This is a genomic window from Mesorhizobium sp. M1322, from assembly GCF_040318085.1.
In the GTDB taxonomy this organism is placed as follows: Bacteria; Pseudomonadota; Alphaproteobacteria; order Rhizobiales; family Rhizobiaceae; genus Mesorhizobium.
This window is the reverse complement of sequence record NZ_JAMYLP010000094.1, coordinates 1-21,475: the sequence shown is the minus strand read 5'-3', so window position 1 is coordinate 21,475 and position 21,475 is coordinate 1. Positions and strand designations below refer to the sequence as shown.

Sequence of the window (21,475 nt, the reverse complement as noted above, 5' to 3'; positions counted from 1 at the left end):
CCCGCCGTGCCCGGTTGCCGCGCTGCCCGGGGGGCAGGCGGGGGGCCGGCGGCGCCGGCCACGGCCAGGCGATGGGCCTCGGCATGGGCGTCTATGGCGAAGGCAAAAGCTATCTTTCGCTCGGCTCGGGCGTCGTCAGCGGCTGTTATTCCCGTGGGATCACGACGTCAGACGCGTTTCGAACGTTGGTCTCGCCGACCGGCTCGGGCTTCATGCTGGAGACCGTGCTGCGCTCGGGCATGCAGCTGGTCGACTGGATCGTTCGCACGACCGGCTCGCCGTCGGCCGCAGCGCTGGAGAAAGCGGCGGTCGACGTTTCCGCCGGCAGCGAGGGCCTGCTTGTCATGCCGTATTGGGCCGGTGTCATGAGCCCCTACTGGGACGGCGCGGCGAGAGGCGCCATTGTCGGTCTGTCGTTGGACCATGAGCCGAAGCACCTTTTTCGAGCGGTTCTGGAAGGCATCGCCTTCGAGCAGGCCATCGCCAGCGAGGCAATGGAAACTCAAGCCGGCGGCAAACCGGCAGTGATGATAGCCGCCGGCGGCGGCACCAACTGCGCCCTGCTGATGCGGATCATGGCAAGCGTGCTCGAGCGGCGGCTCTCCGTCTCGCCGGTCAACGAAGCCGCAGCGCTCGGCGCCGCCATGCTGGCGGCTTCCGCCATCGGATGGTTTGCCTCGCCCGAAACGGCGGCCGAGGCGATGGCCGCGCCGCCGACCAGGCATGTCGAGCCGGTCGACGGGCTGGTCTCCGGTTATCGCGCGCGCAGGGCGATCTACCGCGACCTCTATCGGGCAACGCGCGACATCCACGTTCGGCTTGGTGATGTCGGTCAAGTTTAGAGATTTGACAGGTCGGAGACCTTTCAGACTTGAGATGTCGGCGGGACAGCACCCCCCTCTGTCCTGCCGGACATCTCCCCCTCAAGTGGGGAGATTGGACTTCATCCCGGCTTTCGCCAACCACCAATGTTGCAAGAATAAGCGGAGCGCCGAAGCTGCCAATCTCCCCCCTTGAGGGGGAGATGTCCGGCAGGACAGAGGGGGGTCCTCGGCATAAGGGTTCAAGCCTTAGCGGTTGAGCAGGCCCTTGGCGGCATCTTCGTCGGTGATCAGAACCGATACCTTGGTGTTGGCGAGCGCCGCCCGCATGATGGCGATTTTTTCCTGCCCTCCCGAGACCAGGATGATGGCCGGGATGTCCGACAGGTCCTGCAGCGGATAAGCGCAGACCCGGCGGTTGACCTCATGGTCGACGAGCCGGCCCTCGGCGTCGATGAAATGGCATAAAATATCACCAACTGCGCCGGCCGCCTGCAATTCCTCGAGTTCGCTGGGCTTGATGAAGCCGTAATTGGCGATCGGGCTGTCATTGGAAAACGATCCGACGCTGAGCACGGCGATGTTTGCCCGGCGCGCGCGGAAGACAACGTCCTGAACGCTGCGCTGGCTCATGAAAGCTTCGCGCTGCTCCGGCCTGTCGGCATAGACCGGCACCGGCAGCAGAAAGCACTCGGCGCCGATCTTTTCGGCGAATTCCCAGGCGCTCTCGGTCGGGTTGAGCGGCTGGGCATGGGTGAGGCCGCCCAGCATGGAAACCACCGTCGTCCTGGCGATCGGCCGCCGCGGCAATTCATTGATGGCGAATTTCAGCGTGCGCCCCCAGCCCAGTGCGATGACATCGCCGGCATTCACATTGTCGGCCAGATAGGCGCCCGCGGCATGGCCGATCATCAGCGGCGCATTGCTTCGGTCAGCCGCCGACGGCACCACAATGGCCTGGCTGAGCCCGAAAAGCTGCTTCAGAGCCTCTTCCAGCACCAAGCATTCGACGACGCTGTCGCGGATGCGGAACTGGACGACGCCCTCCTCACGCGCGGCGGACAGGATGCGATGCACCTTGATGCGACCGATCCCGAGGATCTCCGAAATCCTCTCTTGCGTCAGCCCCTCAACATAATAGTGCCACGCGGCACGGGCCTTCAGCTCGGCATCCGGGAAGCGCGAGGCCTTGTCATTCTCCGTCATCGCCATCTTTTTGCCCTCCCGTGGTCGTCCGAATCCTTAAATGCCATTCAAATGGCGTATCCGACCAAGCGCCACGAAATCGTTCTGCGGCGCCCAGGATTCAAGATTTAAGACATCGACAGGATACCGTCTACAACGCGAGATGAAAGCCAAAATGATCAACATTTACTTTGTCTTGACCGTCCTGCCCTGCTCAAGCAGCCGAGACGAAGTCGCAGGGATGAGAGCGGATCTGAAACGCGGGATTTCAAGCCCTTTCGTAAGGCAAACCGGCTGGCGGCGCAAACCGGCTTGGAATGATGCGGCGGGCCTTGACAATTTTCCGACGAACAGTTTAGCTGAACAAAATTGCATATCAAAGATAAATTGTTCACAGGGAGGTGCCTGGTGAGCAAAAGTGAGCCGACGACGCATCGCCGGATCGCTGACGGAGGAGACAAAATGGCTCTGAGCAACGGTGCAAGCGAGTTGAAGGCAGGCCCAGGTGCGCAGGCCGCGGCGGGCGCGAAGCTTTCGGTCCTGTTCGCCGGGACCATGGGACCGCTGATCGGGCTGGTGCTGCTGTGCCTTGCGCTGTCGCTGACCACCGACACGTTCTTGACCGTCCGCAACATCCTCAACGTGCTCGACCAGGTCACCGTGCTCGGCATCATGGCGATCGGCATGACGCTGGTCATCCTGATCGGCGGCATCGACCTGTCGGTCGGCTCCGTGCTGGCTCTCGCCGCCATGGTGATGGGGTTCGTCGCCCATCCCGACCATCTCAATCTCGGCATGCCCGCCGGCATCGTCACAGCGCTTGTCGTTGCTGGACTTTGCGGGCTGGTTTCAGGCCTGCTTGTGACCGTCACCAAGCTGCCGCCCTTCATCGCCACGCTGGCCATGATGTCGGTGGCCCGCGGTCTCGCCAACATGATCACCGACGGCTCGCAGATCATCGGCTTCCCCGACTGGTTCACGAGCCTGTCGATCATCCGCCATTTTGGCTTCCTGTCGGTCACCGTCGGCTTGATGATCGTTCTGGCGATCATCTTCGCAATCTTCCTCAACTATCGCGCGACCGGTCGCAGCCTCTACGCGATCGGCGGCAGCGCCGAAGTCGCCAGGCTGTCCGGCATACCGGTCAAATCGCTGACCAACTGGGTCTATGCGATCTGCGGCGTGCTGGCCGGGCTTGCCGGCATCGTGCTTGCGGCACGGCTCGATTCCGTCCAGCCGAGCTCCGGCTTCGGCTACGAACTGGACACGATCGCGGCGGTGGTGATCGGCGGCGCCAGCCTGTCGGGCGGCGTCGGCTCGATCGGCGGCACCGCCATCGGCGTGCTCATCATCGGCGTGCTGCGCAACGGGCTGAACCTGCTCGGCGTGTCGCCCTTCATCCAGCAGGTGGTGATCGGCGTGGTGATCGCGCTGGCGGTGGCCACGGATACGTGGCGGCGCAGAACGCAATGAAGAATTCGCCCGGATGTCCGGGCGAAAACGGATCGGTTGATCCGAACTGGGAGTTGTTCGGCCAAGGGCGCCGTGATGCGCCGGCGGAACAGATTGAACATCAACGGAGGAAACACATGCTGACCAAACGTTCATTGCTGCTTGCTGCCGCGGCCGTCATTCCGCTGCTCGGACTGTCCGAGATGGCGTCGGCCAAGGAGGCCAAGAAGCTTGGCCTTGCCGTCGCCAACCTGCAGGCCGATTTCTTCAACCAGATCAAGCAGTCCGTCGAAGCCTACGGCAAGGAAAAGGGCATCGAAATCGTCACCGTCGACGCCAAAGGCGATTCGGCGACCCAGGTCAGCCAGGTGCAGGACCTGATCACGCAGAACATCGATGCGCTGATCTACATCCCGGCCGGCGCCACCGCCGCCACCGTGCCGACCAAGACGGCCAAGGCCGCCGGCATCCCGGTCATTAATGTCGACCGCAACGCCGAGGGCGCACCCGGCGACACCTTCATCGCCACCAACAGCGTGGCATCGGCCAAGGCGGTGTGCGACTACATCGCCAAGCAGGCCGGCGGCAAAGGCGAGCTGATCATCATCCATGGCCAGAAAGGCACGACGCCCGAGGTCGACCGGTCGAAGGGCTGCGGCGAAGCGCTGAGCGCCTATCCCGACATCAAGGTGGTCGGCGAGCTATGGAGCGAAGGCTGGCATCAGGACGAAGGCTTCAAGCTGACGCAGGACCTGCTGCAGTCACATCCCGACGTGTCGATCATCATCGGCCAGGCTGATGCGCTGGCGCTCGGTGCCGCGCAGGCGGTCAAGGTCGCCAATCCCGGCCACAAGGTCTGGCTTGCCGGCTTCGACGGCGACGTGGCGGCGCTCAAGGCACTGAAGGGCGGCGTCTTCGACGTAACCGCGACGCAGCAGACACAAGGCATGGGCCGGCTTGCCGTCGACGCGGCGATCAAGCTGGTGGCCGGCGAAACCGTTGCCGCAGAACAGCTGCAGGACGCGACGCTGACCACCAAGGACAATGTCGATCAATTCATCGCCAAGCATCCCTGACAATCGGTAACGGAACGATGTCCTTGGATCCCAGCCATACGCAGACCCCACATCTCGGGCTCTTCGTCAGCGGCCTCTGCAAGAGTTACGGACCGGTCCAGGTCCTGGCCGATGCGAGCTTCGAGGTGCGGGGGGGAGAGGTCGTGGCGCTGCTTGGAGAAAATGGCGCGGGCAAGTCCACCGTTTCGAACATTATCGCCGGGTCGACCAAACCCGATGCCGGCACCATCACATGGCGGGGGAAGCCCTATTCCCCTGCCTCTCCCGCCGCCGCCATCGACGCAGGTGTCGGCATGATCCACCAGGAACTGAAGCTGCTGCCGGATCTGTCGGTCGCCGAGAACGTCTATGTCGGGCGCCTGCCGATGCGCGGCGGCCGCATCGACCGCGCAGCCATGAATGCGCGGGCATCGGCCCAACTCAAGCGCCTCGGCCTCGATGTCTCGCCGGAGCGCAAGGTGCGCACGCTGCGCATCGCCGCCCAGCAGCAGGTCGAGATCGCCAAGGCACTGACGCTAAATGCCGAGCTTCTGATTTTCGACGAACCGACAGCAGCACTTGGCAGCGAGGAAACGGAACTGCTGTTCCAGCAGATCCGCAAGCTCAAGGCGGAAGGCATGTCCTTCATCTATATCAGCCACCGGCTGGACGAGATCGCTGAGATCGCCGACCGCGTCGTGGTGATGCGCGACGGGCGCATCGTCGCCCGGCACGAGCGCGCCGACATTCCGGTACGCGCGATAGTCGAGCAGATGGTCGGCCGCAGCGTCGAGCGGATGTTCCCGCCGCTCTCGGAACCGGGCAGCGAGATGTTGCTCGAAGTCGAGAACCTGTCCTCGCCGGAACGCAGCTTTCAGAATGTCAGCTTCTCGGTGCGGACCGGCGAAATCCTTGGCATCGCCGGGCTGATCGGCGCCGGCCGCACGGAACTGGTGCGGGCGATCGCCGGTGCCGATCCGATTTCATCGGGGTCGGTGCGTGTCGCCGGCAAACCGGTGCACCTCAATGGCCCGGCGGCGGCGATCAAGGCCGGCGTCGTGCTGGTGCCGGAAGACCGCAAGGCGCAAGGCGTGGTGCTCGACCAGACCATCGGCGAGAATCTGGCGATCGGCAATTTCGACCATGTCGCGCCGAATGGCTGGGTGTTTCCGAAGGCGGTGCAGAAATTCGCCGAGGCCGGCATAAGCCGGCTCGGCGTCAAGGGCCGGCCTAACCAGGCGATCAGCAAGCTCTCCGGCGGCAACCAGCAGAAGGTGATTATCGCCAAATGGATTTCGCGGCCGCCCAAGGTGTTCATCCTGGACGAGCCGACACGCGGCATCGATGTCGGCGCCCGCGCCGCGATCTACGATGTCATCGCCGACCTCGCCCGCTCCGGAATGGCGGTGGTGGTGGTGAGCTCCGATCTCGAGGAAGTGCTCGGCCTGTCGCATCGCGTGCTGGTGCTGAGCCGGGGCCGCCAGCGCGGCATTCTCGACCGCAGCGAGGCGAGCAACGTCGCCGTCATGGAGCTCGCCACAAGCTGAGGACGGCGTAAGGATCGGAACAAAGCGCAGCAGGTGATATCCTCCCAAGCACCGGACCGCGCGGGGCGCCAGCTAAGACTGGCGCCCCTTCATTCCTAGGCAGCACCGGCGGCTCAACAGGAAACATTTCGATGAAACTATTCGATCTTCATGGGGACGTTGCCATCGTCACCGGCGCCGGCAGCGGCATCGGGCAAGCAATCGCCATCGGCCTGGCCGAGGCCGGCGCCGATATCGCCTGTTTCGGCCATGCCTCGAAAGGCGGGCTGGACGAGACGGCGAACAGGATCTCGGAGCTTGGCCGCAAGGCACTGGTGCTGACCGGCACGGTGACTTCAGAGGCCGATCTGGCAGCGGCGGTCGAGCGCACGGAAGCCGAACTGGGCGCGCTGACCATCGCCGTCAACAATGCCGGCGTCGCCTCGGCCGAGCCGGCCGAGACGCTGTCGCTGGAGAAATGGCAGAAACTCTACGACGTCAATGTCAGCGGGGTGTTCCTGTCGTGCCAGGCCGAAGCGCGCGCAATGCTGACGCGGCGCAAGGGCTCGATCATCAACATCGCGTCGATGTCGGGCTCGATCGTCAATCGCGGCCTGACCCAGGCGCATTACAATTCGTCGAAGGCTGCCGTCATCCATATGTCTAGGAGTCTCGCCATGGAATGGGCCGATCGCGGCCTGCGCGTCAACGTCGTCAGCCCCGGCTACACGCTGACGCCGATGAACAAGCGGCCGGAGGTCGCCGACCAGGTCAGGATCTTCGAGCGGGATACGCCGATGGGGCGCATGGCGGCGCCCGAAGAGATGGTCGGCCCGACCGTGTTCCTGGCCAGCCGCGCCTCGAGTTTCGTCACCGGCATCGACCTGATCGTCGATGGCGGCTTTGTCTGCTGGTAGGAGAACAGGAAAGTGCAGAAACGGTTCGAGGGAAAGACGGCGGTCATCACCGGCGCCAGCGGCGGCATTGGCGCGGCCATGGCCAGGCGCTTTGCGGCGGAAGGTGCGGCCGTCGTCGTCAGCGCCATTGACACGCGCGTCGACGAAGTCGCCGCCGGACTGAAGGCGGAAGGCGCCAAGGTCGCATCGCTCCGCATGGATGTGACCAAGAAGGACGAGGTCGCCGCCCTCTACGATCTGGCCGAACAGCAGTTCGGCCGCGTCGACATCTCCGTGCAGAATGCCGGCGTCATCACCATCGCCAGGATCGAGGCGATGACCGAGGCCGAATGGGACAAGGTGATGGCGGTCAACACCAAGGGCGTGTTCCTGTGCTGCCAGGAGGCGATCGCGCGCATCCGCAAGCATGGCGACGGCGGCCGGCTGATCAACACCGCCTCCGGCCAGGCGCGGCAGGGCTTCATCTATACGCCGCACTACGCCGCCTCGAAATTCGGCGTCGTCGGCATCACCCAGAGCCTCGCCAAGGAGGTGGCCAAAGAGAAGATTACCGTCAACGCGATCTGTCCCGGCATCATCGACACCGACATGTGGGCCTACAATGACGCGGTATGGGGCAGACTGATGGGCGACTACAAGCCCGGCGAGCTGATGGCCGAATGGGTGAAGAATATCCCGATGGGCCGCGCCGGCAGCGGCGAGGATGTTTCCGGCCTGGTCAGCTTTCTGGCCAGCAACGATGCAGCCTACATCACCGGCCAGACGATCAATGTCGACGGCGGCCTGATCATGTCGTGAGCAACGGGGCAGGTTCACGCGTCAATCTGCTGATATAATCGGCAGGCGGCGAAACTGCAGCCGAATTGCGCGATTCGCGCCGCGTTAGTCGTTGCGCGACATGAACGTTGGTATATATAATTTCATCCCATGAAAATGGCTTCGGCGACTGCCGGCAGCCGACATCATGGGACCTTGATGGCTCGCAAGCTTGAGGGCGCCGCAAGACCGGCGATCGATCTGCGGATCACTGCTTCGGCAGCACGGCAGCCATGACGCGATCCCGTCCCGCACGACATCTTCATCAAATTGGGTATCATTCCGTGTGCGCCTACTTAGCGCCGACAGCAATTTGGTGCCAATGGACTTGCGCAACGACCAGTTTTTCCAACACAATCAAAAGACGCAAAAAAGGGAACGATAACTTCCACCAGAGCTTGACAGGAGAACAAGCATGTCACTGCGGAGTATGATTTCAAGATTATCAATGGGAGCCTTAACACTTGCCGCGGCAAGTGCAGTCACGCCTTCGGCCCATGCTGCGGCGCCGGAATCCAACGACCCGATCAAGATCGCGCTGTTCGACTGGACCAGTGTCAATCTGAACGCAAAGATCCTCGGCGGCATTCTTGAAAAACTTGGATACACGGTCGAGTACCCGACCGCCGACTATCTCTCCAGCCTGACCACCGGACTTACCAATGGCGACCTCTCTGTCGCCATGGAATTCTGGGATACGACGGCCGGCGAAGCCATGAAAGCCTCCGACGCGACCGGGCAGACCGAACGCCTCGGCGCGCTCGGGCCCAAGGCCAAGGAAGAATGGTGGTATCCCGAATATATGAAGGAGAAATGCCCGGGCCTGCCGAACTGGGAAGCGCTGAAGGACCCGAAATGCGCCGAGGCCTTCTCGACGGCGGAAACAGCGCCGAACGGCCGCTACCTAGGTGGTCCCGTGACATGGGAAGGTTTTGACGACGAGCGTGCTGCGGCGCTGAAACTGCCCTTCACCGTCATCCATGCCGGCACCGATGCGGCGATGTTCGCCGAACTGGATTCAGCCTATCAGCGCAAGGCGCCGATCATGCTGTGGGTCTATTCGCCGCATTGGGCGCCAGCCAAATACAAGGGCGAATGGGTCGAATTCCCCGACCATACGCCGGAGTGCTACAACGACCCGAAATGGGGCGGGAACCCTGAAGCGAAATATGACTGCGGCAAGCCGCATGGCGAGATCTGGAAATACTCCTGGGCCGGCATGAAGGACAAATGGCCGGTCGCCTACAAGGTCGCGAAGAACTACACGGTCGACACCGACGAGCTCAACAAGATGAGCGGCGAGATCGATCTCGAAGGCAAGACGCCGGAAGACGTCGCCGCCGCCTGGATCGCCGCCCACGAAGCCGACTGGAAAGCCTGGGCCGAGTGATCGTTCCAACTGGAAAACTGCGAGACCCGGTCATTCATGACCGGGTCTCTATCCCATATTCCAGAAGGACGACTGCATGGCCGATACGACTGAACAGGTGCCACAAGCGGCAGGCACGCCAAAGGATGCCCGCCCGATAAAACTTGCCTGCTACAATGTCTGGAAGCTGTTCGGGGCGAACGCAGCCAATTTCATCCGCCAGCGCGACGGCAAGGCCAGCATGGCGGACGTCGCCGCGGCCGGGCTGGTCGGCGCGGTGCGCGCCGTCGACCTCGAAATCCGCCAGGGCGAGATCTTCATCATCATGGGGCTTTCGGGGTCAGGCAAGTCGACGCTGGTGCGCTGCATGTCGCGGCTGGTCGAGCCGACGCATGGTAAGGTCGAGTTCGAGGGCAAGGATCTCCTGAAAATCTCCGACGCCGCTCTGATCGAGCTGCGGCGCCACCGCATGGGCATGGTGTTCCAGAATTTTGCCCTGCTGCCGCATCTGAATGTGCTGGAGAACATCGCCTTTCCCTTGGGCATCCAGGGACAGGACCGGCCGACGCGCGAGAAGCGCGCGCGGGAAGTGATCGAGCTTGTCGGCTTGCGCGGCCGCGAGCATTTCTACCCGCGCGAGCTTTCCGGTGGCCAGCAGCAGCGGGTCGGCATCGCCCGCAGCCTCGCCACCAAGCCGGAGATCTGGTTTCTCGACGAGCCGTTCTCGGCGCTCGATCCGCTGATCCGCCGCGAGATGCAGGATGAGCTGATGCGGCTGCAGACCATGCTGCACAAGACCATCGTTTTCATCACCCATGATTTCGACGAGGCCATCCGACTGGCCGACCGCATCGCCATCATGAAGGACGGCGAGGTCATCCAGATCGGCACCCCGGAAGAGCTGGTCGTCAATCCGGCGACCGACTATGTCGCCGAATTCACCCGCGACGTCGACCGCGCCAAGGTAATCTCGGCGCGAAGCCTGATGCGCGCCTGCGACGGCACCGAACATGGCGGCGTGGTCGCGCCGGATGCCAAGATATCAAGTTTTTCGGCAAGCATCGTCTCGGCCGGCAAGCCGTTCGCGGTGGTCAACGGCACCGGCAAGCCGATCGGCGAGGTCACGCCGCAAGCCGTGATCGATCTCCTGGCCGGCATCGAACGTCCCAGGGCCGGCGCATGACAGTGACGGCAAGCACCAGCGAGGCGAGATCGCGGCCGGTTCAGATCTGGCTGGTGGTCTGGGCCTGCGCCCTTGCCGCCGTGCTTGCCGTGTTCCTGCTGCAGGACAGGCTGCCCTGGGCCGTCAACTATCCGGCCGGCGCAATCGTTCCGGTCGCCGACTGGGTCAGCGCGCTAATGAACCTGATAAAGTCGAACTTCTCCTGGCTGACGCGGTCGATCACCGCGGCGCTCAGCGTGCCGCTCGATTTTGCGCTCAATCTGCTTGCCAAGAATTTCAAGATCGGCCGTGGCGCGGATATGATCGTCTTGCCGCGCCTGTCCTGGGTCGGCGTCTGCATTGCTGCATTCCTGGCCGGCCGCGCCGCCGGCGGCTGGAAGCTCGGCGCGCTGGTCGGCGGCTGTTTCCTCTACATCGCGCTATTCGGCCAATGGACCAGCGCAATGCTGACGCTCGGACTGATCTCCATCGCCGTGCCGTTCTGTATCGTCACCGGATTGTTCGTCGGCATCTGGGCGTGGCGCAAGCCTTGGGCGGAGAGGCTGCTGATCTCCCCTGCCCTCGACCTGATGCAGACCATCCCGACCTTCGCCTATCTGATCCCGATGCTTCTGCTGTTCGGCAACAGTCCGGTTTCGGCGATGATCGCGACGGCCATTTTCGCGACGCCGCCGATGGTGCGCGCGACGATGCTGGGGCTGTCGCGGGTGCCATCCGAAATCGACGATTTCAGCGAGATGGCCGGCTGCACGGCGCGCCAGAAACTGTGGCGTGTGCTTTTGCCGTCGGCGCGTCCAGCGCTGATGGTCGGCGTCAACCAGGTCATCATGCTGGCGCTCAATATGGTGATTATCGCTTCGATGATCGGCGCCGGCGGCCTCGGTTACGACGTGCTTTTGGCGCTGCGCGCACTAAAGGTCGGCGAGGCGATGGAAGCCGGCCTTGCCATCGTCGCGCTGGCAATCGCGCTCGACCGGCTGAGCCAGGCGATCGCGCGCAATCACGCGAAAGGTCAAGTCTATCAGGAAGTGAGCCCGAGCTTCTGGCGCCGCTACCCCAATCTGACGCTGGCCATCGCCGTCCTTGCAGCCACGACGCTGCTCGGCCTGTTCGTGCCGGCCGTCGCCGCGGTGCCGAAGGCGATCACCTTCACCACCGCCCCGATGTGGAAGACAGCGGTGAGCTGGATCACGATCAATTTCTTCGACACGATCGAAGCGTTCCGCGTGGCGCTGATCCTCAATGTGCTGAACCCGGTTCGCGCCTTCTGCGAGGGCTTCCCGTGGCTGGGCGCGGTGTTCCTGCTTGGCCTTGCCGGCTACCAGCTCGGCGGCCTGCGCCTCGCCGCTCTGGTCGCGGCGCTAACCGTCTTCTGCGCAGTGACCGGGCTCTGGGAAAAGACCATGGCGACGGTCTACCTCTGCGGCATCTCGGCCTTCATCGCTTGCCTGATCGGCATCCCAATCGGGCTGATGGCTTCGCGCAGCGACCGTGTCGAGAAGGTCGTCACGCCTGTTATCGACACACTGCAGGTGCTGCCGTCGTTCTGCTTCATCATCCCGGTGGTGATGCTATTCAGAGTCGGCGACGTGACGGCGATGATCGCGACCGTCGCCTTCGCCGTGGTGCCGGCCATCCGCTACACCAATTATGGCCTCAGGCAGGTGTCGCCGGCACTGATCGAGGCGGCAAAGGTGTCGGGCTGCACCAAGCGCCAGACGTTCCTGCGCGTGCAGCTGCCGCTGGCGTTGCCCGAGATCATGCTTGGCGTCAACCAGACGATCCTGATGGCGCTGGCGATGATCATCATCTGCGCCATGGTCGGCACCCGCGATCTCGGCCAGGAGGTGTTCATCGCGCTGTCCAAGGCCGATTCCGGCCGCGGCATCGTCGCCGGATTGGCCATCGCCTTCATCGGCATCGTCGCCGACCGGCTGTTCAACGCCTGGACGGCGAAGGCACGGGCAAGGCTGGGATAGCCGGGAAATAGAGGATCGCGCGTCCCACCTTCGTCTTGCCCAAAATGCATCCCAAGCTGGCTTCATGCTGAAGCGCCCCACCGTGATTCTAGCCTTCCTCCTCATTCTATCCGTCGCTGCTCACGGTGCGGATGGCTTGGAGGAGCGCCTTGAAAAGCTCTTAGATGAGGCCGAGCGCCTGACGCCGCTGCGCACGGTTGTCATTGCGCATGAGGGCGCGGTGGTGGCGGAGCGTGGCCATCGCGGCCACTCTCCGGCACGTCCGGCCAACATAAAATCCGCCTCCAAGTCGATCATCTCGGCACTCGTCGGCATCGCCATCGACAAGGGCGTGCTCCAAGGTACTGACCAGAAGATCGCTCCGCTTCTTCAGGCCGACCTGCCCGCCGACGTGGATCCGCGGCTCCAGGAGGTTACGATCGGTCACCTGCTTTCCATGCAGGCGGGGCTCGGTCGGACCTCCGGCCCAAACTACGGGCGCTGGGTGGCAAGCGACAACTGGGTGCGGGCAGCGCTCGCCATGCCCTTCGACGACGAACCGGGCGGCACCATGCTCTATTCCACCGGCTCGACCCATCTCCTTTCGGCGATCCTGACGCGCCGGACCGGCCGCTCAACGCTGGAACTGGCGCGTGAATGGCTGGGGCCGCAGGAGGGCTTTTCCATCGCCGCCTGGGACCGCGACCCACAGGGCATCTATCTCGGCGGCAACCAGATGGCCATGAGCCCGCGCTCGCTGCTAGCCTTTGGCGAGCTCTACCGCAGCGGCGGGATGAGCCGCGGCGGACGGCAGCTCGTGCCGGCCGATTGGATCAAGCTCTCCTGGCAGCCACGCACCGCCTCCCGTTTCACCGGTGACAGTTATGGCTATGGTTGGTTCATCCGTCAGATCGCGGGCGAAGCGGTCTTCTATGGGTGGGGGTATGGCGGGCAGATGGTCTATGTTGTGCCCGGGAGCGCGTTGACCGTGGTCATGACATCCGATGAAAACGGCCCCGCCGCCCGCAGCGGCCACCGCGACGATCTCCATGCCCTGCTCGAGCGGATCATCGAGGCGACGAAGGACGTGCGCGAGGCTCGCAGCAACTGATGCATGTCGCGCAAAACTGCGCGGGCGCTACTCTGCCGCGACGCCTTTCACCTCGAGATAAGATTCCATCGAATCGTCCATCGCCTGCAGCCAGGGCGTATGGTGCAGCGGCGCCATCGTGCCGGTCATCAACGAGCGATAGGCATTGTCGCGGAACGTCATGATGTTCTCCACCTTGTGGTGTTCCCACTCCATGAAGGTCTGATTGACAGCCTCGACGTCGAAGCCCGGATAGTCGGTCTGCTCCATGAGCTCCTTGGTGTAGTCGCCCTGGAACCAGATCATCTGCTCGGCATCTTCCAGCGTCTCCTCGCGCGCCCGCCATCTCCTGCCATGTTCCGCCATCAATTCTGCCGAGGGCAGTTCGATGCGGCCCATGATGACGTCGCGCGCGAACCAGGCCTGCGCGTCGAACATATTGAAGGTGTAGAACTGGTCCTGCATGCCGATATAGGACAACTGCGGGTTCTTCTCCCAGACGACGCCCTCATAGAGCCCGTCCGGCCACATGCGGTTGGCGGTCTTGAGCTTCAGATCTTCGGTGAGGAACGGGAATGAATGGAGGTAGCCCGTGCACAGGATGATGGTGTCGACATCCCTGGTGCTGCCGTCCTTGAAATGCGCGGTCTTGCCGACGACCTTTTGCAGCAGCGGCACTTCCTTCCAGTTGTCGGGCCATTTGAAGCCCATCGGCTTCGAGCGGTAGCTGGAGGTGATCGATTTGGCGCCGTATTTGTAGCATTGCGAGCCGATATCCTCGGCCGAATAGGAGCGGCCGATGATCAGGATGTCCTTGTCCTTGAATTCCATGGCGTCGCGGAAATCATGGCTGTGCAGGATGCGGCCATTGAAGGTCGAAAAACCCTCGAAATAGGGGACGTTGGGCACGGAAAAATGCCCCGAGGCGACGACGACGTTGTCGAACTCCTCCGAATAGGTGACGTCGTTGGTGCGGTCATGCGCGGTGACCGTGAACTTTTTCGTCGTGTCGGAGAAGGTCACCATGCGCACCGGGCTGTTGAAGCGCACCCATTGGCGCACGCCGGATTTTTCGACGCGGCCCTTGATATAGTCCCACAGCACCGCGCGCGGCGGGTAGGAGCCGATCGGACGGCCAAAGTGCTCCTCAAACGTGTAGTCGGCGAATTCGAGGCATTCCTTCGGTCCGTTCGACCAGAGGTAACGGTACATCGAGCCATGCACCGGGTCGCCATGTTCGTCGAGGCCGGTGCGCCAGGTGTAATTCCACAGGCCGCCCCAGTCGGACTGCTTTTCGAAGCAGACGATTTCCGGAATGTCCGCGCCCTTATCGGCTGCCGACTTGAAGGCTCGAAGCTGGGCCATGCCGGAAGGTCCGGCTCCAATGACGGCAACACGACTTTTCATTGCGGGCCTCCCGATCTCATTTCCCTAACGAAACAAATTTCACTGACAGGACAGTAATTGCCCCTTCAATGCTGTCAACAGGCCTTCTGCTGAAACCACCTTCACCAGATCGGATTTTCGGCAAAACCGCTGACGGCGGAAAATCGGAGAGCACGCCGTTCGACATAAAGTGGCTTCGCAGTTGCGCTCAGGTACCCGCACCGAATATGTTCACCGTGAGTGAAATAAATCCTCAGAAACCGGGTGGCGACATGGCGAAAAAAGCTTCCAATTTCAGGAATGGGGCAGCCGCCAAGGCCAAGCCATCGCCGAAGGGCGTGGCAACGATCCGGACGCCACTGACCCAGGACCCGCACGCCGTTCGCGACACCCGCGAAAAGGTCCTCGAGGTCGCGATCGGCCGCGAGGTGCGGGCGTTTCGCAAGAAACTCGGCATCACTGTCGCCGATCTTGCGGCTGCCACCGACATTTCGCTCGGCATGCTGTCAAAGATCGAAAACGGCATCACCTCGCCGTCGCTGACCACTTTGCAGGCGTTGTCGCGGGCGCTCGGCGTTCCGGTTACCGCCTTCTTTCGCCGCTTCGAGGAAGAGCGCAGCGCCGTCTTCGTTAGGGCTGGCGAAGGCCTCGACGTCGAGCGGCGCGGCACGCGCGCCGGCCACCAGTACAATCTGCTCGGCCATATCGGCTCCAACACCAGCGGCGTCGTGGTCGAACCCTATCTGATCACGCTGACCGAGGATTCCGACGTGTTTCCGACCTTCCAGCACGAAGGCATGGAGTTCCTCTACATGCTAGAAGGCGAGGTCACCTACCGGCACGGCAACAATCTCTATCCGATGAAGCCCGGCGACAGCCTGTTCTTCGACGCCGATGCGCCGCACGGACCGGAACAGCTGACGCAACTGCCGATGCGCTATCTCTCGATCATCTGCTATCCGCAGAGCAGCGCGGGTTGAGAGCTCGATCTCCCCCCTCGTGGGGGGAGAGATTGGCAGCTTCGGCGACTGCAGCCGTCAGTCAGGCCCAAAGCCTGGGCTTGTCGGGCCGCCATCATCCAGCTTCGACAACCACTCGACCAAGGTCGGGCGGTAGCGGGTCAGGCCTTTATAATTGGCGAGTTCTTCGGGAAGGTCGCGGATGACGCGGTGCAGGCGCCGCGCCCATTTCGGCTGGGTCACCAGCTCGTCCATCTTGATGAGATAACAGCGGATCGGGAAGACGATGCCGTTCGAGCGCGGCAGCCGCCAGAAGCTCTGCAGCTCGACGCGCAGATGGACCTTGTCGCCGACGTTTTCGGGCGTCACCGTTGTCCGGTCCGGACCCCATTTGTGATAATTTTCCGGACTGGTGTCGAGGCGCGGATTGATGGTCATCGTCCAGTTCAGCCGCCGCGCCGGCTTGCCCTGCTGAATGTTGGTGAGGAATTTTAGCGCCCGGGTGAAAATCCCCTTCTCATGCGCCAGCGGCACCGGCGCGTGCCACTCGAAGAAATTCATACCGATGTCGAAATCGAGCGACCAGTCGGCCTGGGTAGTGACCATGCCGGCGTCCATCCACAGATTGCCGTCGCGCTGGTCGAGGATGCAGAAATCGCCCTGGCTCTGCCTTGTGATGTATTCCATCGGCCCATAGGGCAGCGTCGACACGTCACCGAAGGTGAAGGTGTCGTCGATGCCGAGCGGGCGGTTTATCCAGCGCCATCTGTCGCCGTTGTGCGTCAGCGTGAAATGCTCGGGATAGCCCAAAGCCTGCTGTTCCATCAGGAGTTCGAGCAGGTCCCAGCCGGCCAGCGTCATATGCGGCAGCGACTGGCAGCGCAGCGGGTCCTCCGCCAGCACCAGCGCGCGGTCCTGCATCTCGGCGACATAGTGCTCGTCGACGTCGATCAGGTTTTCGAGCACGCTGCCCTTCGGCCCCAGAACATGCGGCTCGATGTTGACCGCGTACATATAGCTGTCTTCGTGGAACGGGAATGGGAACCGCCTGATGTGCTCCGGGCTGTTCCTGAAGGTAAAATCGTTACGGAACGTTTCGTTACGAAAGGTGATGCCCAAGCTCCGCCTCCTATCTTTCCAGCACCAGCGACCTGCCCTCGAAGCGCGACACGCAAGGCATGATCTTCTTGCAGGATCGGTGCTCTTCCTCGCTCAGCCAGTGGTCGTTGTGGATGAATTTGCCGTCATGCGCGATGACATTGGTTTCGCACTGGCCGCAGACGCCGCCGCGGCAGAGATAGGGCGGATCGACGCCGGCCGCCTCGATTGCCTCGAGCAGGCTCTGCTGCTCGCCGACGCCGATCGTCTTGCCGCTGACCGCCAGCGTCACGTCGAAGGGCGCGCCGGGCTGCGGGGCGGCGAAATGCTCGAAATGGACGGTTTCCGTCGGCCAGCCCAGGGCAGCGGCGCGGTCGCGCACCCAGCCGATCATGCCCGACGGGCCGCAGACGTAGAGATGTGTGCCGAGCGGCTGCGACGACAGCAGCCGGTCGAGCTCGATGCGCTCGTCGCGGTCGTCGTGATAGAGTCTGACCCGGCGGTCACAGCGGTCTCTGAGTACATCGGCATAGGTGCCGAGCGAAGCTGTGCGGCAGGTGTAATGCAGCTCGAAATTGCCGCCTTCGGCTGCCAGCTGCGCGGTCTGCGCCATGAACGGCGTGATGCCGATGCCGCCGGCCAGCATCAGGTGCTTCCTGGCGCGCAGGTCGAGTGAGAACAGATTGACCGGGTAGCTGATCACCATGTCCATGCCGGGCCTGACATGCCCGTGCATGAACAGCGAGCCACCGCGGCCGGCATCATCGCGGCGCACCGAGATGGTGTATTCGCGCGTGTCGAGCGGCGAACCCATCAGCGAATAGGGATTGAGCCTCGTCCGCTCGCCGTCGCGCATCTCCACCACAACATGGGCGCCGCCGGAGAATGTCGGCAGCAACGCGCCGTCGCGCCTGCGGAAATGGAAGCGCGTGACCAATTCGTTGACCGGGACGACATCGCTCACCACGACGTCAAGCTTGGTGGTGCCGGTGCTCATCGAAAGATCTCCTCCGTCGGAGGAATTTCGCTGCGGTCTTCCGCATTGATGCAGACGCCCTGGAAAGCCGCGAGGCGCCTGGAATAGTGATCGCGTACCAGAAGAAGCAGGCCACAATGCGAACAGGTTGCAGGCTGCGTCGTCACGTTTTCGGTGATGCCCTTGCAATGGACGCATTGGATGCGGCGCGCCAGCGAGCCGCGGTGCTCGGTCTCGATCGCGGTGTGGTCGATGCCGGCTTCGAGCGCCGCCTGCATGGCTTGGCCGATCAGCCCCTCGGTGCCGGCGAGATAGAGACGCAGGCCCATATGGGCGTTGGCCAAGGTCTGCTTCAGCCGCGGCAAGGCGCTGGTGAAGGAAGGGCCCTGGTAGAGCTGCGCCGGGTTCAGCGCTTCGAGCGCGGCGACGTGTTTGCCGTCATTGCCTGGGATGAAGATGATGTGGGCATCGGCAAAGAAACCATCGGGCGCCCTGGCGGCCAGGTCGGTTATGGCCAGCGCTCCTTCTGCATCCGCCACGAAAAGATGGTGCTTGCCGGGCTGCCGGGACAGGGTTCCGTAGACCGGCCGGCTGATGATGCTTTTCGCTGCCATTCTCTCAGTATGCCTCAGCCTTTCGCCGTGCGCTTGGTCTTCTTCGGATCATCGAATGGAAGCGGCTCAGCCGTCGCGCTGATGGCGCCGCTCTGGTTGCGGATCTCGAGCCTGGTGCCCTGGACGGCGCAGTCGACATCGAGCCGGGCGATGCCCATCGATTTCTTGACCAGCGGCGAATACATGGCGCAGGTCACCACGCCGACCTTTTTGCCGTCGCGATAGACCGGCGCGCCCTCGTCGGCCGGCTCCTTGCCTTCGAGCAGCACGCCGAAGATCTTGAACCGCTCCTTGCCCTTGAGGCGGTAGTGCTCCTCGGCGCCGCGAAAGCCTGTCTTGCCGGGGCTGACGGTGAAGTCGAGGCCGAGCTCCCACAGCGTGTCGCCGGGGCCTTCGTTCTCGAACGGATATTTCTGCGAATTGTCGTAGGGGTAGAACAAGAGGTAGCTCTCGACACGCAGCATATCGAGCGTGGTGAACCGGCACGGGATGATGCCGGCGCTCTTGCCCTCCTTGAGGATGGTGTCCCAGATCGTGCCGGCATCCTGGCCACGGCAGAAGATCTCGTAGCCGCGCTCGCCGGTGTAGCCGGTGCGCGAGATCATCACCGGAAAACCGAACAGCCGGGTCTGCATGTGGTGGAAATAGTTAAGGTCGCGAATGCCAGGCACATGCTTTGCCAGATAGTCGACAGCTATCGGCCCCTGCAGCGACAGGTCGTGCAGATTGTCATCGAAACGCAGCGAGACATCGCGGCCCATGGCGGCGCGCTGCAGTTCCTCATGGCCGGTGCCCGAACCGTGCACGACCATCCATGCATTCGGGCCGGTGCGGTAGAGGATGCAATCGTCGGTGAACTTGCCGGCCTCGTTCAACATGCAGGCATAGGCCGACTTGCCGGGATAGATCTTTTCCACGTCGCGCGTCGTCGCCAGATCGATCAGATGCGAGGCATGCGGCCCGGTGATGTGGACTTTCTTCAGGCCCGACACATCCATCAGCCCGGCCTTGGTGCGGATGGCGATGTATTCCTCGTCGGCGTCCTTGTCGTAGGTCCAGGCGGTGCCCATCCCGCTCCAGTCTTCGAGCTTCGAACCGAGCGCACGATGGCGATCCGCCAAGGTCGAAAATCTCCAGGATGCGGTCATGGACTTGCTTCTCCTCAACACGATTGCCGATGTTTCGCCGCCGCAGGGCACTGAGGGCCATGCGGCGGGTCCGCGCCATATTGACTCAAAACTCCAAAAGCGCGCAATACTAAGATGCAAAAAGTTTTACTCAGAGGCAAGGAACGCAACTGAACGGAGGGGACATGAAATGGAAGGGAATCTCAACGCTCTAACGACCATTTTCACGGAATTCTATTACTGGGTGACCATCGTCATGATGTTCCTGATCCATGTCGGGTTCTGCATGTACGAGGTCGGCGTGTCGCGTCGGCGCAATCACCTGAAAACGCTTATGAAGAACGCGATGGCGATCCCGCTCGTCACGATCACGTTCTATTTTTTTGGCTGGTGGATCTATTTCGGCTTCCCCAATGGGCCGGGCATCACCGGCGGACTTGTCACCGCACCATTTGCCGAACCATGGAATCCGCTGATGGGCACCCACCTCTCCGGTGTCAATCCAGGCGAGACGGGGGTCACCCCTACCGATGCCGCGCTGTGGCATCGCCTTAACGGCGTGTTCTGGGGCGCCTTCCTGCTGTTCTCCATCACGACGGCGTCGATCATCTCGGGTTCGATCATAGAACGTGTGCGCTCGGGTGCGTTCTGGATTGTCGCCGTGCTGGTCGGTTCAGTCCTGTGGATCCTCGACGCATCCTGGGGCTGGCATCCGCAAGGCTGGATGGTGAAGCTCTGGGGCTATCATGATGCCTATGCATCGGGAGTCGTGCACGCAATCGCGGGCGGAGCGGCGCTCGCCTTTCTCATTGTGCTGGGGCCACGCATCGGCAAGTTCAGGCCCGACGGCACGGCGCGCGACATCCCGCCTCACAATGTCTGGCTGGTCACGATCGGCCTGTTCCTGATCTTCACTGGCTTCTGGGGCTTCTATGCCGCATGCAATATTCCGCTGATCAGCCCGGCCACGATCGCCGGACAGATCACCGGCGAGACCTGGACGGCGACCAACATCTATCTCGCGCCGACCACGCTCTCGGCGATCACCTTCAACTTCCTGATGTCGCTCTCGGGCGGTATGCTGGCCGGCTACATCGTCTCGAAGGGCGATCCCTTCTGGACATTCTCCATGGGGCTTTGCGGCGTTATCTCAACGTCGGCCGGCAACGACCTCTATCACCCGATCCAGGCACTGCTGATCGGGGCGGTCATCCCGACCATCTGCTACAAGCTGCACTATTTCGTCGAGCGCCGCTTCAAGATCGATGATGCGGTCGGCGCTGTTGCCGTGCACGGTTATGGCGGCTTTCTCGGTGTCGTGGCGGCGGGCTTCATGCTGTGGGGACAGCCATCTTCGCCCTATGAGGGCTTCGCGCACATCAACCCGCTCGGCAATTTCGCTGGTGCGGTGCTGATGTTCGTGCTCGGGTTCGCCCCTACCTTTGTCGTCTGCAAGATCCTCAACGGCATGAACCTCCTGCGCGTACCAGCGAAGGTCGAACTCGAGGGCGTCGATTTTGCCCTCAACCATGCTTTTGAGGCGTCGGTCCGCGAAGTTGGAGCCGCCGAAAAGGCCATGATCAAATAGTCAACGGAGAACCGCAATGTCTACCAATGGAATGGAAAGCTGGGCTGTGGACCTCAAAGACGTCGGCGCGATCTACCCGTTTCAGGGCTCCGAAGTCGTGATGGTGATCATCGGCCTCGCCTTCTGGATCGGGTGGCACGTCCTCCAGACGCGCCAGGAGAACGCTGAGATCGAGGCTGATATGGCAGCGGATCGCACCGGAGAGGAAACCAGAAACGCGATCGACCGCCACTAGATCGGACAGGTCGTTGGGGGGGCGTTAAAGGCGCCACAATTCGAGAAATTAAAAAAAAATAAAAAAAATGATAGAATAAAAAAAGAAATAAATAAAAAAAAAAACCCCCCCAAAACACAC

19 protein-coding genes are annotated in these 21,475 nt (G+C 62.5%); 13 read left to right on the top strand and 6 right to left on the bottom strand.

All coding sequences use genetic code 11. The features are described 5' to 3' along the window. The coding region (locus NKH12_RS25410; RefSeq protein ID WP_352955675.1) for an FGGY-family carbohydrate kinase at positions 1-842 on the top strand (842 nt) is incomplete at its 5' end. A 228-nt stretch (positions 843-1,070) separates the two neighbouring features. Here NKH12_RS25410 and NKH12_RS25405 read toward each other — a convergent pair. Continuing rightward, complete coding sequence (locus tag NKH12_RS25405) at positions 1,071-2,033, bottom strand: sugar-binding transcriptional regulator (protein ID WP_352955674.1); 963 nt, start codon at positions 2,031-2,033, stop codon at positions 1,071-1,073. A 435-nt stretch (positions 2,034-2,468) separates the two neighbouring features. Between NKH12_RS25405 and NKH12_RS25400 the strand changes: the two genes are divergently transcribed. From NKH12_RS25400 to NKH12_RS25360, 9 genes are all read left to right on the top strand, one after another. Continuing rightward, the gene (locus NKH12_RS25400; protein ID WP_352955673.1) at positions 2,469-3,479 is read left to right on the top strand and encodes an ABC transporter permease; all 1,011 of its coding nucleotides are present in this window, start codon (positions 2,469-2,471) and stop codon (positions 3,477-3,479) included. A 116-nt stretch (positions 3,480-3,595) separates the two neighbouring features. Beyond that, positions 3,596-4,534, top strand: coding sequence for a sugar ABC transporter substrate-binding protein (locus tag NKH12_RS25395; protein WP_352955672.1), 939 nt, complete (start codon positions 3,596-3,598; stop codon positions 4,532-4,534). A gap of 23 nt (positions 4,535-4,557) precedes the next feature. Beyond that, positions 4,558-6,060 carry a sugar ABC transporter ATP-binding protein gene (locus tag NKH12_RS25390; RefSeq protein ID WP_502910843.1) on the top strand — a complete coding sequence of 501 codons (1,503 nt, stop codon included), beginning with the start codon at positions 4,558-4,560 and terminating at the stop codon, positions 6,058-6,060. Positions 6,061-6,191: 131 nt separating this feature from the next. Further along, positions 6,192-6,956 carry an SDR family oxidoreductase gene (locus NKH12_RS25385; RefSeq protein WP_352955670.1) on the top strand — a complete coding sequence of 255 codons (765 nt, stop codon included), beginning with the start codon at positions 6,192-6,194 and terminating at the stop codon, positions 6,954-6,956. A gap of 12 nt (positions 6,957-6,968) precedes the next feature. Next, complete coding sequence (locus tag NKH12_RS25380) at positions 6,969-7,754, top strand: SDR family oxidoreductase (RefSeq protein WP_352955669.1); 786 nt, start codon at positions 6,969-6,971, stop codon at positions 7,752-7,754. Positions 7,755-8,187: 433 nt separating this feature from the next. Then, positions 8,188-9,162 carry an ABC transporter substrate-binding protein gene (locus NKH12_RS25375; RefSeq protein ID WP_352955668.1) on the top strand — a complete coding sequence of 325 codons (975 nt, stop codon included), beginning with the start codon at positions 8,188-8,190 and terminating at the stop codon, positions 9,160-9,162. A gap of 76 nt (positions 9,163-9,238) precedes the next feature. After that, on the top strand, positions 9,239-10,324 hold the full coding sequence (locus tag NKH12_RS25370) for a quaternary amine ABC transporter ATP-binding protein (RefSeq protein WP_352955667.1): 1,086 nt from the start codon (positions 9,239-9,241) through the stop codon (positions 10,322-10,324). Next, on the top strand, positions 10,321-12,303 hold the full coding sequence (locus tag NKH12_RS25365) for an ABC transporter permease (RefSeq protein ID WP_352955666.1): 1,983 nt from the start codon (positions 10,321-10,323) through the stop codon (positions 12,301-12,303). Before NKH12_RS25370 ends, NKH12_RS25365 begins: the two co-directional genes overlap by 4 nt. Positions 12,304-12,367: 64 nt before the next feature. Further along, positions 12,368-13,393: a serine hydrolase domain-containing protein gene (locus NKH12_RS25360; RefSeq protein ID WP_352955665.1), complete on the top strand. Its 1,026-nt coding sequence runs from the start codon at positions 12,368-12,370 to the stop codon at positions 13,391-13,393. A gap of 27 nt (positions 13,394-13,420) precedes the next feature. On the opposite strand, the gene NKH12_RS25355 is transcribed toward NKH12_RS25360, so the two are convergent. Further along, complete coding sequence (locus NKH12_RS25355) at positions 13,421-14,779, bottom strand: trimethylamine monooxygenase (protein ID WP_352955664.1); 1,359 nt, start codon at positions 14,777-14,779, stop codon at positions 13,421-13,423. A gap of 251 nt (positions 14,780-15,030) precedes the next feature. Here NKH12_RS25355 and NKH12_RS25350 point away from each other — a divergent pair, with 251 nt between their 5' ends. Continuing rightward, positions 15,031-15,738 carry a helix-turn-helix domain-containing protein gene (locus NKH12_RS25350; RefSeq protein WP_352955663.1) on the top strand — a complete coding sequence of 236 codons (708 nt, stop codon included), beginning with the start codon at positions 15,031-15,033 and terminating at the stop codon, positions 15,736-15,738. Positions 15,739-15,795: 57 nt separating this feature from the next. On the opposite strand, the gene NKH12_RS25345 is transcribed toward NKH12_RS25350, so the two are convergent. Genes NKH12_RS25345 through NKH12_RS25330 form a run of 4 tightly spaced genes read right to left on the bottom strand, consistent with a single transcriptional unit; the run spans position 15,796 to position 19,553 of the window. Beyond that, entirely contained in the window at positions 15,796-16,836 is a 1,041-nt protein-coding gene (locus NKH12_RS25345; protein ID WP_352955662.1) for a heme-dependent oxidative N-demethylase family protein, read from the bottom strand. Positions 16,837-16,846: 10 nt separating this feature from the next. After that, positions 16,847-17,812 (bottom strand): PDR/VanB family oxidoreductase, encoded by a 966-nt coding sequence (locus tag NKH12_RS25340; protein WP_352955661.1) that lies wholly within the window; start codon positions 17,810-17,812, stop codon positions 16,847-16,849. Beyond that, complete coding sequence (locus NKH12_RS25335; protein ID WP_352955660.1) at positions 17,809-18,405, bottom strand: dimethylamine monooxygenase subunit DmmA family protein; 597 nt, start codon at positions 18,403-18,405, stop codon at positions 17,809-17,811. Before NKH12_RS25335 ends, NKH12_RS25340 begins: the two co-directional genes overlap by 4 nt. Positions 18,406-18,419: 14 nt before the next feature. Next, complete coding sequence (locus NKH12_RS25330; protein ID WP_352955659.1) at positions 18,420-19,553, bottom strand: aminomethyl transferase family protein; 1,134 nt, start codon at positions 19,551-19,553, stop codon at positions 18,420-18,422. Positions 19,554-19,722: 169 nt separating this feature from the next. On the opposite strand from NKH12_RS25330, the gene NKH12_RS25325 reads away from it, so the two are divergent. After that, on the top strand, positions 19,723-21,120 hold the full coding sequence (locus NKH12_RS25325) for an ammonium transporter (protein WP_352955658.1): 1,398 nt from the start codon (positions 19,723-19,725) through the stop codon (positions 21,118-21,120). 16 nt (positions 21,121-21,136) lie between these two features. Further along, positions 21,137-21,355 (top strand): hypothetical protein, encoded by a 219-nt coding sequence (locus NKH12_RS25320; RefSeq protein WP_352955657.1) that lies wholly within the window; start codon positions 21,137-21,139, stop codon positions 21,353-21,355. Positions 21,356-21,475: the final 120 nt, after the last annotated feature.

What these genes read in the sequence shown, in the direction of transcription:
- NKH12_RS25405 (WP_352955674.1), bottom strand. Translation starts at nt 2,033, where the DNA reads ATGGCGATGACGGAGAATGACAAGGCCTCGCGCTTCCCGGATGCCGAG.
- NKH12_RS25400 (WP_352955673.1), top strand. Translation starts at nt 2,469, where the DNA reads ATGGCTCTGAGCAACGGTGCAAGCGAGTTGAAGGCAGGCCCAGGTGCG.
- NKH12_RS25395 (WP_352955672.1), top strand. Translation starts at nt 3,596, where the DNA reads ATGCTGACCAAACGTTCATTGCTGCTTGCTGCCGCGGCCGTCATTCCG.
- NKH12_RS25385 (WP_352955670.1), top strand. Translation starts at nt 6,192, where the DNA reads ATGAAACTATTCGATCTTCATGGGGACGTTGCCATCGTCACCGGCGCC.
- NKH12_RS25375 (WP_352955668.1), top strand. Translation starts at nt 8,188, where the DNA reads ATGTCACTGCGGAGTATGATTTCAAGATTATCAATGGGAGCCTTAACA.
- NKH12_RS25370 (WP_352955667.1), top strand. Translation starts at nt 9,239, where the DNA reads ATGGCCGATACGACTGAACAGGTGCCACAAGCGGCAGGCACGCCAAAG.
- NKH12_RS25365 (WP_352955666.1), top strand. Translation starts at nt 10,321, where the DNA reads ATGACAGTGACGGCAAGCACCAGCGAGGCGAGATCGCGGCCGGTTCAG.
- NKH12_RS25360 (WP_352955665.1), top strand. Translation starts at nt 12,368, where the DNA reads ATGCTGAAGCGCCCCACCGTGATTCTAGCCTTCCTCCTCATTCTATCC.
- NKH12_RS25355 (WP_352955664.1), bottom strand. Translation starts at nt 14,779, where the DNA reads ATGAAAAGTCGTGTTGCCGTCATTGGAGCCGGACCTTCCGGCATGGCC.
- NKH12_RS25350 (WP_352955663.1), top strand. Translation starts at nt 15,031, where the DNA reads ATGGCGAAAAAAGCTTCCAATTTCAGGAATGGGGCAGCCGCCAAGGCC.
- NKH12_RS25340 (WP_352955661.1), bottom strand. Translation starts at nt 17,812, where the DNA reads ATGAGCACCGGCACCACCAAGCTTGACGTCGTGGTGAGCGATGTCGTC.
- NKH12_RS25335 (WP_352955660.1), bottom strand. Translation starts at nt 18,405, where the DNA reads ATGGCAGCGAAAAGCATCATCAGCCGGCCGGTCTACGGAACCCTGTCC.
- NKH12_RS25330 (WP_352955659.1), bottom strand. Translation starts at nt 19,553, where the DNA reads ATGACCGCATCCTGGAGATTTTCGACCTTGGCGGATCGCCATCGTGCG.
- NKH12_RS25325 (WP_352955658.1), top strand. Translation starts at nt 19,723, where the DNA reads ATGGAAGGGAATCTCAACGCTCTAACGACCATTTTCACGGAATTCTAT.
- NKH12_RS25320 (WP_352955657.1), top strand. Translation starts at nt 21,137, where the DNA reads ATGTCTACCAATGGAATGGAAAGCTGGGCTGTGGACCTCAAAGACGTC.